Source organism: Lysinibacillus sp. NPDC097214 (genome assembly GCF_050277945.1).
GTDB classification, from domain to species: Bacteria; Bacillota; Bacilli; order Bacillales_A; family Planococcaceae; genus Lysinibacillus; species Lysinibacillus xylanilyticus_B.
This window is the reverse complement of the sequence record NZ_JBNNSS010000004.1, coordinates 72253-85490: the sequence shown is the minus strand read 5'-3', so window position 1 is coordinate 85490 and position 13238 is coordinate 72253. Positions and strand designations below refer to the sequence as shown.

The following is a 13238-nucleotide window of genomic DNA, read 5'->3' as shown; positions in this document are numbered from 1 at the left end:
CTTTGGCTCTTGCATCCGTCGCTTTGCCTGTTCCATCCGTCGCTCTGCCTTCTTTCCATCACTTTGGCCACTCTATCCACGACTTTGACGGTTCTATCCACGACTTTGGCCTTTCTATCCGTCGCTTTGCTTTCTATCCATCACTTTGACGGTTCTTTCCGTCACTTTGGCTCTTGCATCCGTCGCTTTGTCTGTTCTATCCGTCACTTAGCCTCTTCCATCCGTCGTTTGGGCTCTTTCATCCGTCGCTTTGATTTCTTTTACCTTCATTTCCTCAAATGTTTCATAAAAAGTTAAAAAACCTTGCGAAACAATGTTCGCAAGGTTTTATCAAACTCAGGTATTAAGAATTTAATAATAAATCTTCTGGGTTTTCAAGTAATTCTTTAACAGTTTTAAGGAAGCCTACAGAATCTTTACCATCGATAATACGGTGGTCATAAGAAAGTGCTAAGTACATCATTGGGCGAATTTCTACTTCTCCATTCACTTCAACTGGACGTTTTTTGATAGAGTGCATACCAAGGATACCAGCTTGTGTACCATTCATGATAGGTGTAGACATTAATGAACCGAATACCCCACCATTTGTAATTGTGAATGAGCCACCTGAAAGATCAGCTAAACCTAATTTTTTGTCGCGTGCTTTTTTAGCTAGGTCTGCGATTGAATCTTCAATTTCAGCAAAGTTTTTGCGGTCAGCGTCACGTACTACTGGTACTACTAAACCTTCTTCTGTTGATACAGCTACACCGATATCGAAGAAGTTGTTTAAGTGAATTTCATCGCCAGAGATTTGTGCGTTCACATATGGGTATTTTTTAAGTGCTGCAACTACAGCTTTAGTGAAGAATGACATGAAACCAAGTTTTGAGCCAGTTGACTCGAAGAATTGGTCTTTTTTACGAGAACGTAAAGCCATAACGTTTGTCATATCTACTTCGTTGAATGTTGTTAACATTGCTGTAGATTGTTTTACTTCAAGTAAGCGTTTTGCAATTGTTTGGCGACGACGGCTCATTTTTTCAACAGTCACACGTGATTCGTCAACAGCTGCTACTGCTTTAGGTGCTGCTGGAGCTGCTTGTGGTGCTGCTACTGGAGCTGTACCATGAGCTGCAACGTCTTGTACACGTACACGTCCTTGTGGATCTACTGGAGATACAGCAGCAAGGTCAATACCTTTTTCACGAGCAAGTCTACGTGCTGCTGGAGATGCGATTACACGCTCACCAGAAGTTTCTTCTACAACTGGAGCTGCTGCAACTGGGGCAGGTGCCGCTTGTGGCGCTGCTGGTGCTGGAGCTGCTTCAACTGGAGCTGCTGGAGCAGGTGCTGCACCTTCGCCAGCTTCAACTACTGCGATAACTTGACCTACTAGTACAGTATCGCCTTCTTCAGCTAAAATTTGAGTTAATACTCCCGCTTCTTCAGAAATGATTTCAGCGTTTACTTTATCTGTTTCAAGTTCAACGATGAATTCACCTTTTTCAACGCGATCGCCCACTTTTTTTACCCACTGTGCGATACTACCTTCTGTAATCGATTCTGCTAATTCAGGGACTTTAATTTCAGCCACTTTCATTTCCTCCTTTAATTAACGTGCATTGGTGCACATAAAAGGGCTACTGCCTAAGCAGCAAGTAGCCCGGCTCTCAAATTTAATATGTGATTATTTAACCTTTACTGGCTCAGCTACTGCTTCTTCTACAAGTGCGGCTTGAGCTGCTTTATGAGAATCTGCATCACCTTCAGAAGTCGAGCTCATTGCAGGACGGCCTACATAACGTAGTTTTTTACCTTCTGAAAGGTCGTGTAATGTTTCTAATGCATAATTCCAAGAACCTTGGTTTTTAGGTTCTTCTTGTACCCAAACGATTTCTTTAGCATTAGGATACTTAGCAATAATACCAGCAACTTGCTCTTTTGGGAATGGGTAAAGTTGTTCTACACGAGTAATGTGTACGTGATCAAAGCCTTCACCGTCTTTAATACGGTCTGCAATGTCGATCATGACTTTACCTGAACCTAAAACAATTCGCTCTACAGCTTCTGGTTTTGAACCTAGGCCTGGTTGCTCAATTACTTCTTGGAATGAACCATTTGCTAATTGATCAGCATTCGCTGCAGCTAATGGGTGACGAAGTAAGTACTTAGGTGATACAACCACAAGTGGACGAACGCCTTCTGTACCTAATAATGCTGCTTGACGACGTAATAAGTGGTAGTAGTTACCTGCGTTTGAGCAGTTTGCTACGAACCAGTTATTTTCAGCTGACATTTGTAAGTAACGTTCCATACGGCTTGAAGAGTGTTCTGGACCTTGACCTTCATAACCATGTGGTAAAAGCATGACTAAACCAGATTTTTGACCCCATTTAGCACGTGCACCTGAAATAAAGTTATCGAACATAACTTGTGCCATGTTAGCAAAGTCACCAAATTGAGCTTCCCAAACTGATAGTACATGGTCATTTTCTATATTGTAACCATATTCAAAGCCCACTACCCCAGCTTCTGTAAGTGGAGAATTGTGTACTGTAAATGATGCATTAGCACCTGAAATATGGTGAAGTGGCGTGAATAAATTACCATTGTTTTTGTCATGTAACACTAAGTGACGTTGAGAGAACGTACCACGTTGTGCATCTTGACCTGTAAAACGTACTGGTGTGCCATCTTGTATAATTGTTGCATAAGCTAAAGTTTCTGCATGACCCCAGTCGATTTTTGCAGAAGCAAATGCATCACGGCGTTTTTCTAAAATTTTGCCAAGTTTTTTCTGTGGTTCAAAGTTTTCTTCAAACACTAAAAGCTCTTCATTAATTTTTTCTAAACGTTCCGCACCAACTGCTGTATCAATTTGTGGGAATTCTACTTTTAATTCTTCTGGCATTTCTAAATGTTTATGCTCATCTTTATCTGCCATTTCTTTTACATGATCATAAGCCGCTTGCATTTCTGCATAAATAGTTTTATCTAAAGCTGCTACTTCATCAGCAGATACTACACCTTCAGCTGCTAATTGTGCACCGTATAAAGAGCGAACTGGTTCATGTTTAGAAACTAATTTATACGTTTCAGGGTTTGTTACAGTTGGGTCATCCGTTTCATTGTGACCATGACGACGGTAACCAAGAAGGTCAACGATGATATCTTTACCGAATTTTTGACGGTAGCTAGCTGCGAAACGACCAACTAAAGCTACAGATTCAGGGCTATCTGCATTTACATGCACAACTGGTACTTCATAACCTTTTGCAGGGTCAGAAGAGTATACAGAAGAGCGAGAGTCTTGTAGTTCAGTTGTAAATCCGATCATGTTGTTAGCAATGATGTGGATTGTACCACCAGTAGTGAACCCTTCAGTTTTTGCAAAGTTTAATACTTCTGTTACGATCCCTTGACCTGGGAATGCAGCGTCACCATGCACAAGAATACCTAATCCTTTTGTGCGGTTATGGACAGCTTGCCCTGGTTTAGAAGTGTTATCTTGTGCTGCACGTGCAGTACCTAAAACAACGGGATTCCCTACTTCTAAGTGAGATGGGTTGTAAGCTAGTTTAACATTCATACCAGATTCACGGTTGTAAGAAGCACCCATGTGGTATTTTACATCGCCAGTCCAGCCTTTAGTAATTTCAAGGCGACCGTCTTCTGGCATAAATAATTCATTAGAAACATGTGCAAAGTCAGAGAACATCATGTCGTATGGTTTATTTAAAACGTGTGTTAACACATTTAAACGACCACGGTGGGCCATACCAATACGTACATTTTCAACGCTATTTGTTTCAGCTGTTTTCAAAATTTCATCGAATAGGATGATTTGAGTATCTAAACCTTCACCAGAGAAACGCTTTTGACCTACAAAAGTTTTATGAATAAACTTCTCGAAGTTTTCAACACGAGTTAAACGATCTAATAAAGCTTTTTTCTCATTAGAAGCTAATGCTTGTTTAAATGAGCCTGTTTCAATTTGTGCTTGAATCCAATCACGTTCTTCTGTTGTTACTACGTGATTATATTCAAATGCTACTTTATCTGTATAAACAGATTTTAAGTAATCGATTGCATCTTTACCATTTTTCACGTTTGCTGGCACATCTTTGAAGAAGACAGCTGCAGGAATTTCAGCTAAATCTGCAGCGCTTAAGTTGAACGCGCTTTCTTCAATTTGAGCTGTTTGTAGTTCACGGTTTTTCAAAGGATAAATATCTGCCGCTAAATGACCGTTTGTACGGATTGCATCTGCTAATTTCACAGCTGCTAACACTTTCTTGTAATCGCCAGCAGGAGCTGCTGCTGCATTACTAGCTACAGCTACTTCACCTTCTACTACTACTGGTGCACCAAATTGTTGGAATAATAATACTAACTCCGGTTCTACTTCTTCAGGAGACTGTAAGAATAAGTCGTATTGCTCCATCACATATCCTAGGTTAGGACCAGAGAAAGCTGACCATGGAGAACTTACAGTTGTAACGTTGTTCGACATGAAAAATGACCTCCAAATTTTGCCTTTCGGCAGTTCCATTAATTAAATTACAATTAATTATATAATATTTCTCCGCTCTTTAAAAGGATGTTTAACACAACATACCCATAATTTAAAGAACGTTTTTTCCATCTCAATCTTACTACTCTTCACAAAAAATACAACTCTTTTTAGCAAATTAAGCAAATTTTTTCCCAAAGGATAGAATAATGAAATAAAGCGTGTATTTTTCTCAATATTTTAGCGGGAATTTCATGAAGAAAACGGTTCCAACATTTTTTTCACTCTTGACTTCTACAGAGCCACTGTATTTTTCTAGTAACATTTTTGTAATACTTAGCCCTAAGCCAGTACCTCCGATTTGACGATTTCTGGCCTCATCAACCCGATAAAAACGGTCAAAAATAAATGGAATATTTTCCTCCGCTATTCCAATTCCATTATCCTCTATCCTTAACAACATTTCCTTTCCTGAAACAGCTAGTGAAATTTGAATTTCAGGAGTTATTTCACAATAACGAATTGCGTTTTCTATTATATTTCGAACAATTTGGCTAAGTGCATTTTCTGTTATAAATATCCGCCCTATTTCCTCATTTTTCGACAGCGTTATTCGAGCTTCTGGGTGAAGGAGTCTTGTCTCCTCTATAACTGATTCAATTACAGCTACTGCATCAGCCTCACTATCGATATCTTTTTCCTCACGACGAGCAAGTTCTAGTAATTCTTCGATCATCTTACGCATTCGTGCAATTTCTGTTAGCGAAGTATCAATAGATTCTTCTAAAATTTCCGGATCATCCTTCCCCCATCTTTTCAAAAGAGAGAGATGCCCTTCAATTGCTTGAATAGGCGTTCGTAACTCATGAGAGGCATCTGCAACAAATTGTTGCTGCTGTGCAAATGAAATTTGTAATTCATTCATCATCGTGTTGTACATTTTCAATAAATCACCTATCTCATCATGAGAGGTGTAAGTTAATTGAATTGGTTCATTAAATCCTTTATCCATAACTGTTTTCATCGATGAACGTAATGCACGTAGTGGTTTCATCAAATAATTGGCAAGATAATAGCCAATAGATGCTGACAACAATAATGCTCCTAAGCCCGCTATTAACATCGTCGTCAATAAATAATGCATCAAAGACTGAAACTTTGATAATGGATGAATCACCTGAATATATCCTTGAAAGAAACCAAGTTGAATCGGTTCATTAATGACATAAACATCTTTTTTATCAATCGTCATATCAATAGTTTTCCCCATTGAAGTAAGCGGTGCAGCCTGAGAAGTATTATTAATACGAAGAATCTGAACGCCATCTGAATTAAACATTCTAATAGTTTGATCACGATCAGCAATAGAATCTATAAGACCTTTATTTTGCTGAATTTCCTGTATTGTAAGATTGGGTCCTCGTGACTCTAAAAAATACACCAAATCATCGCTTGTTCGTTTGAGTTTACTGGCCTCGTCATTTGATAGCCATGTATGAAGTGAAATATATACGACAATACAAATAATTGTATAGCTAAAAAATATAACAGCACTAGATGTTAGCATCCATTTTCTTTGTAATGACTGATTGACTAAATAATCTCTCCATTTTTTCATTCACGCATCACATACCCAACCCCACGAACGGTTTCGATGTAAGCATTCACATCACCCGGTAGTTTTGTTCGTAAATGCCGAATATATACATCTACGACATTTGTCTCTATATCCGTATCATACCCCCAAACAGAGGTTAAAATTAGCTCTCGTGTACAAACTTTATTTTTATGTTCTATTAATAATTTGAGTAAATCATATTCTGTTTTCGTTAAATCAAGCTTGTTCCCTTGTACTATAACTTCATAGGCCGCAATATCAATTTCGATATCTCGAAAATGTAATGATCCTCCCATTTTTTCATCAGGTGACACCCGACGTAAAATAGTACGAATTCTAGCTAATAGTTCTTCAATAGCGAATGGTTTTACTATGTAGTCATCTGCACCAGCATCTAAGCCAGCTACGCGATCCATCACGGCATCTCGTGCCGTTAACAATATAATAGGTACCTTTGACCGTGAACGTATCCGACGACAAATTTCAATTCCATTTATTCCTGGTAGCATCACATCTAATAACAGCACATCAAAATTTTCGGATGCAGCTAGCTCAAGTCCTTCACGTCCATCAAAAGCAACTAATACATCATAGCCTTCATGCTTTAATTCTAGCTCCACAAAACGAGCGATATGCTTCTCATCTTCCACCAAAAGTATTTTTTTAGGCATTTCATCACCTTCTAATTTAAATTAACTACGAGGGGTTTCCTCTTTAATACGGTTATAGCATACCATCAAACAAAAAGTCTGTACCACAAGCAACTACTTGTAGTACAGACTTTTTTTAACTTCTAAAAGAAGTTAAAGCCCCCGGCGGATGTCACGGAATCGGAAAGGAGTACTTTGTGCAAGCACAAGGCCGATTCCAGACACAATTATGCCGAGGCATAATTGATTAAATGTCAGAAATATAGAAATTATTTTTTCCGATTTCCTTCGCTTTATACAAAGCTTGATCTGCTAATTCTAGCAATTCATTTAATGTTTGACCGTGATCCGGAAAATAAGCGATTCCAATGGAGGCTGTTGGAGCAAAGTGATGTCCTTCAATCATCCAACCTTTTTTTAGTTCATTACGGATGCGATGAATAATATCCATCATTTGAGTATTCCTTTTCTTATCATCCCGAGTTAACCCTGTTAAAACAACAATAAATTCATCGCCACCTATACGAATCACTAAATCGTGATTACGTACCGCGCTAAGTAATACTTGACCAAACCTTCGGATAAAATCATCCCCCGTGTCATGGCCATGCCGATCATTTACATGCTTAAAGTCATCTCCATCGATATAGAGCATAGCTAAGCAATCATTATGTTCCTTTGCTTCTGCCAATAATTTCGGGAATTCCTTGTTTAAAAAACGGCGATTTGGTAGTTGTGTTAACGTATCATGATAGGCTAAATACAATAGATCATTCTCTCGTTTCTTACGATGAGAAATCTCACGAGATACCATCATAATTTGTGAAACTTTTTCGCGCTTTGGATCATGAACAACTGTTACGTTTCCTTCTGTCCAAACAGGCGTACCGTCCTTCGCCTTTAGAAGAAGCTCAAATTTTGTTTCCGTTTGACCAGAAAAATTATTTAGAAACGTTTGCCACGCCTTCTTGCTTTGTTCATCTACAATGTTATTGTAAAACTGACCTTGTAATTCTACATTTTCGTAGCCCAAATACATCTCATAGGAGGGCGAGGCATAAATAATGATGCCATCTTCGTTTGTAATCACAATTAAATCATTTGTATTTTCTGTAATTAAACGGAATGTGCGCTCAATATTTTTCAATTTCGTTAACATTCTTTTCTTGTCCGTAATATCATAGTTAATGGATAAAAATTGTTCTGTCTCGCCAAATTCATTTTTCAATGGAACTATAGTTGCTTCTACCCAAAAATCAGCATGGAATTTTGTACGATAGCATAGCTCCCCTCGCCAAATACTCCCCGCTTCAAGTGTTTTCCTAATTAATTGTATTAACTCTTTTGTATTGTTACGAGGCTCGATTAATTCTAAAGAAGATTGACCTATTAGTTCTTCTGCTATGAAGCCGGTTGCATTTAAAAACAAATCATTCACTTCTAAAATTTTTGCATTTCTATCTAAAACAGCAATGGAAGCTGCCGAATTGAGAGCAGCCTTTAAAACCTCTAAACCATGAGATTTTGAGCGTAACTCTGCCTTTTGTTCGGTGAATTGTGTGAAATCCTGCATGATAAGAAAAATAGCAAAAGAGTTATCCCCCTGCATAACAGGGGATAGTGAAACTAAATACTTGCGTTCGTTTTTATCCAGTGTATGAAGCTTAATGAGTTTTTCACCAATATTTTCGCCCATAGCTGCTCTTTGTAAATAGTTTTGGATGTTTTCTACTTCATCTTTAGGAACGATGGGTAGATCAACGAATAATTGCTGTTTAACCGATTCAGTATCTAATTCAAAGTCTTCTGTAAAGCTGGAATTCACTTCAAAAATAGTCCCCTCAGCTGATAAGATGACCGTCGAAAAGAAGGCATGATCAAACATTGAGCGCAGAAATAAAAACTTATCTTCGATGCTACGATCATAGAGAATCTCTTTAGTTATGGCTAAAATATAGTCTTCTTTATTATGTTTAAGCGGTCGAACAGATGTCTCATATTTACGAACCTCTGATTGATAATAGGCATAATCCACATAATCAACTTGACTATGCATCGAAATCGCTCGATTGTAGTTTTCTTGTATTATAGTGAAATTACGACTTGGGGTAAGGGTAGAAAGCATTTTCCCAATTGCCTCATGTGGAAACAAAGCTCTAGCTGCTTGATTTAAGCGAATATATTGATATTCGTCTCCCACTTTTTTCATTAAAAAGACAAAATCTTTGCCATTAAATAAGTCATTAAATAAGTCTTCGCTTAAAAGATATTCCATGCTGTCCACCCCATAAGTCGTTAATAGTAATATAGAATTTTCATATAGTTTTTGTTCATACTAAAAAATCAATACTACTATTATAACATAATTTAAAAGAACTACCCTTCTCGAATTGGAAAATTTATATCCTTTTAAGGATAATTTTTGATATTTTACCTCTTTTGAAGAAATAAAATAATCCTAAAGAAACATTATTTTATTCATAAATTGATATTTTAGACTTAATACTCTTTGAAATTATATATTAACAATTTTTAACTATCTACCCGATTACCTATTTCACAGAATTTTCTGACACGAAAACTTATTTTTCGTTTTAGCGAGGAAAATGATTGCATAAAGCAGTGTGATTGTTATATTATATTAAAAAAACTAGCCTTTTTTCGGTATGGTCGAAAAATCAGTAAGACAGCGGGAGATTATGGTTATCATAGTTTTAACGTCTAGTTCTTTGGGTTTTAATTCCAGTACGAATTTTAGTTTTCTTCTTTATGTTTTAAAGGAATTGTTTTAACTACCCTAGTAAAGGAGGCGTTTCGTATGCTTAAACATCGAGACCTACATGAATGTACAGAGCTCTATGAGCTATTATCACACCCTTCTGTATTCCCTTTTGTCCGTCAAAAAGCCACATCCGCTGATGAATATTGGTTTATGACAAAACAATTGATTGAAGAGGAAGCGAAGGGACTCGCTATTTCAAGGACAATTACTGATGATTGGGGTCAACCAATCGGCACCATTAGCATTCATGATGTGGAGGATGGTGCAGGCTTTTTAGGAACGTGGATTGGACTCCCTTATCAAGGGTTAGGTTATAACCAAAAAGCTAAAATGCTTTTTTTGAACGAACTATTTTTTGATTATAACTTCCATACGGTATTTCTCCGTATTCGTGTTGAAAATATAAAATCGCAGCGTGCAGCCTTAAAGCTACCTTATGTTATGAGCGCAAATGAAAGTCACCCAACATTGTTAGCTCAAGTTAACAGAGGCGAGGCGCAATTTAATTTATATAAAATTCCAAAAGACTTGTTCTATCTTACAACTGCCAATCAAGTGGCAGAAGGCGAAGAACAAGCGATGTAATCTATATGGTTTTTTCATTTATCGAAACTGTAATCAGCGGGGGTTTTCTTCACCCCCCCACTGATCATTTGTCTTTATCAATCGGGCTTTTACGTCACAGATAAATTACTGTCCGTTCATGCTTGATAAAAATAAGCTATGTGCACTGACTTCATGACAGGCACATAGCTTTTATTTTTGGGTTTTCTACTTTTTATATTGTAAAATCAATTTCGCCATTTCTTCTGGCGTTTTCGGTCTTTGTGTTTTTTCAATCGTTGCAACCATTTCTGCTTTGCGCTCTGTTAACACATGAACTGATTTTTTAAAGGATTCCTTTGTTAACTCTTCCTCTTGTAACACTTCCGCATAGCCTTGTTTTTTAAATAACTTGGCATTTAATATTTGGTCACCACGACTTTTTTGTGCAGATAACGGCACTAGTAACATCGGTTTATGAAGTGCTAAAAATTCAAAAATCGAATTGGAGCCAGCACGTGAGACGATAAAGTCTGCCGCGTGTAATAAATCTGGTAATTCCGTTGTCACATATTCAAACTGTTTGTATCCAGCCATAGATTCATATGATTTGTCGTAATTCCCTTTACCGCACAAATGAATGATCTGAAACTGCTTGACAAGCTCTGGTAAATTTTGACGAAGTGCATCATTCAAGACAACTGATCCTAGACTCCCTCCCATCACAAGAAGAACAGGTTTTAATGTGGTAAAGCCACAAAGAGATAACCCATTCACTCGATCCCCCATAAATAACTCTTGGCGAATAATGGAGCCTGTGCATGTGGCCTTTTCTTTCGGTAGGTGCTGTAATGTTTCCTCAAAAATCGTAAAGATGTGAGATGCAAATGGTAGCGCAATTTTATTGGCCAAGCCAGGTGTAACATCTGATTCATGAATGACTACTGGAACACCAGCAAGTTTCGCAGCCATGACAACAGGTACAGATACAAAGCCGCCCTTTGAAAAAATGACTTGTGGTTTCACTTTTTTGATAATACGAAAAGCCTGCATCATTCCAGCAAGCACTTTAAATGGGTCTGTAAAATTTTTCATTGAGAAATAACGGCGCAATTTCCCGCTTGAAATACCGTAAAACGGAACACTAGGAAACGCCTCACCTATTAATTCTTTTTCAATGCCTTGGTCTGAGCCAATATAATGGACATCATAACCTAGTTCTTGTAAAGACGGGAGTATCGCTTGATTAAGCGATACATGACCAGCTGTCCCTCCACCGGTTAAAATGATTGTTTGTTGTTTCACTTAAATTCTCCTATTCCTTAAAAGCCATTGTAGCCATCACTACTTTTGTATACAGTCTCTTATTTTACTATATGCGAACGAAAAGATACAGATGAAGCTTTTAACTTCTTTCAGCACGTGTTTTATGTAACGTAAGTGAAACGGCAGTTATAAATGTCTTTTGTACAGAAAGCGTAGCAACAGTTACAGAGGTCCAATCACCTGAAATAGAGGAACTTAGTCCGACGAATTACCTCGAGGAAAAAATTGATTTTTTCAACTTTTCTCTAATTAGTATGCTATACTAATTCATTATGTTAATGAAGGAAGATTATTCACTATGAATCAAACAACTACGTTAAAAGAAAAATATGCATTAATCTTAAAAATTATCGTACCTATTTTAGTCACGCAAGTAGCTATTTATCTGATTTCATTCTTCGATATTTTAATGTCGAGTCGGTACGGTACCGCTGACCTAGCTGGAGTATCAATCGGCTCCTCTATTTGGATGCCAATTTACATAGGATTATCTGGAATTCTCCTTGCGATCACACCTATCGTCTCGCAGCTTGTTGGAGCTAAAAAAGAGTTGGCAGCAAAGAAGGCTGTTCAGCAAGGAATCTATGTAGCCATCGTTTTAGCGGTACTTATTTTTATTGTATTAGTAGTCGGCATAGATTGGATTCTTGGCAATATGGATTTAGAAGCCTCAGTACATACGATTGCTAAATCCTATATACAAGCGATGTGCGCCGGACTAATACCACTCTTTTTATTTTTTGTCATGCGCTGTTTTATCGATGCACTTGGAAAAACTCGCGTTACAATGATTATTACATTACTTACAACACCTATTAATATTGTCTTGAATTATATTTTTATTTTCGGCAAGTTTGGTGCACCTGAGCTTGGCGGAATCGGTGCAGGCGTTGCAACAGCGATTACATACTGGCTTGTTTTCTTGATCACAGTTTGGATTATTGCTAAACGCGTGCCCTTTGAACACTTCCGCCTATTCCATGACTGGCCAAAATTAGAATGGCTTCGTTGGAAGGAAATTTTAATCATTGGTGTACCAATCGGCATATCCTTATTTGCAGAAACGAGTATTTTTTCTGCTGTCACGATGAGGATGAGTAGCTTTAGTACAGAAATTATCGCAGCTCATCAAATTGCTATAAATTTCACCTCCCTGCTTTATATGGTACCTCTAAGCATTTCGATGGGTGTTACGATATTAGTAGGTTTCGAAATAGGCGCTGGCCGTATGCACGATGCTAAACTATATAGCTATTTATGTGTTGGAACCGCGATTATTTTTAGCTTTATTTCAGCTTGTATTCTTTTTATCCTTAGAGAGCCTGTTGCCAATATGTATACGACTGATGGTAAAGTGCTAGAATACGCCAGTCATTTTTTAATATACGCAGCTATATTCCAGTTATCTGATTCTATCCAAGCGCCTGTACAAGGAGCTTTGAGAGGCTACAAGGATGTTACAATTACCTTTATTATGGCCATTATTTCGTATTGGGTTATCGGCTTGCCTGTAGGATATACACTTGCCACTCATACAGACTTTGGACCGTTTGGCTACTGGATTGGACTAGTGGCAGGTCTGACTACAGGAGCAATTACTTTATTAATACGCTTATTACTTGTTCAAAAAAGATATGCAAGGACGGATAAAACAACAATAGCAAACTAGACTTTGTTCTAGTTTGCTTTTTTTATTATAGAAATAACAGACTGCAAGAATATCTACATTCCATATTCTAAAAATCTTTTTTCTACTAACATTACAAGCCTTACCCTACCTTCTAAGCCAAACCTCTAATTTTGGGGGTATTTTTATTTTTA

At 37.6% G+C, this 13238-nt stretch carries 8 protein-coding genes; 2 read left to right on the top strand and 6 right to left on the bottom strand.

The annotated features are described in order from the left end of the window. Nucleotides 1-343: 343 nt before the first annotated feature. The 5 genes from odhB to ACQKMI_RS10345 all read right to left on the bottom strand — a co-directional run bounded on the left by odhB (nt 344) and on the right by ACQKMI_RS10345 (nt 9041). Nucleotides 344-1579, bottom strand: a complete 1236-nt coding sequence (gene odhB, locus ACQKMI_RS10365) for a 2-oxoglutarate dehydrogenase complex dihydrolipoyllysine-residue succinyltransferase (protein WP_427488585.1) — start codon at nt 1577-1579, stop codon at nt 344-346. 93 nt (nt 1580-1672) lie between these two features. Continuing rightward, a complete protein-coding gene (locus tag ACQKMI_RS10360; RefSeq protein ID WP_427488583.1) occupies nt 1673-4498 on the bottom strand; it encodes a 2-oxoglutarate dehydrogenase E1 component in 2826 nt (941 codons plus the stop codon). 232 nt (nt 4499-4730) lie between these two features. Beyond that, a complete protein-coding gene (locus ACQKMI_RS10355) occupies nt 4731-6116 on the bottom strand; it encodes an ATP-binding protein (protein ID WP_427488581.1) in 1386 nt (461 codons plus the stop codon). Beyond that, a complete protein-coding gene (locus tag ACQKMI_RS10350) occupies nt 6113-6787 on the bottom strand; it encodes a response regulator transcription factor (RefSeq protein ID WP_427488579.1) in 675 nt (224 codons plus the stop codon). The genes ACQKMI_RS10355 and ACQKMI_RS10350 overlap by 4 nt, the downstream gene beginning before the upstream one ends. 226 nt (nt 6788-7013) lie before the next feature. Beyond that, nucleotides 7014-9041 carry a diguanylate cyclase domain-containing protein gene (locus ACQKMI_RS10345; RefSeq protein ID WP_427488577.1) on the bottom strand — a complete coding sequence of 676 codons (2028 nt, stop codon included), beginning with the start codon at nt 9039-9041 and terminating at the stop codon, nt 7014-7016. 543 nt (nt 9042-9584) lie between these two features. Here ACQKMI_RS10345 and ACQKMI_RS10340 point away from each other — a divergent pair. After that, on the top strand, nt 9585-10133 hold the full coding sequence (locus ACQKMI_RS10340; protein WP_197141152.1) for a GNAT family N-acetyltransferase: 549 nt from the start codon (nt 9585-9587) through the stop codon (nt 10131-10133). A 186-nt stretch (nt 10134-10319) separates the two neighbouring features. Here ACQKMI_RS10340 and ACQKMI_RS10335 read toward each other — a convergent pair whose 3' ends face one another. Next, nucleotides 10320-11396, bottom strand: a complete 1077-nt coding sequence (locus ACQKMI_RS10335) for an undecaprenyldiphospho-muramoylpentapeptide beta-N-acetylglucosaminyltransferase (protein WP_427488575.1) — start codon at nt 11394-11396, stop codon at nt 10320-10322. Between the two features lie 319 nt (nt 11397-11715). Between ACQKMI_RS10335 and ACQKMI_RS10330 the strand changes: the two genes are divergently transcribed. After that, nucleotides 11716-13086, top strand: a complete 1371-nt coding sequence (locus tag ACQKMI_RS10330; protein ID WP_427488573.1) for an MATE family efflux transporter — start codon at nt 11716-11718, stop codon at nt 13084-13086. Nucleotides 13087-13238: the final 152 nt, after the last annotated feature.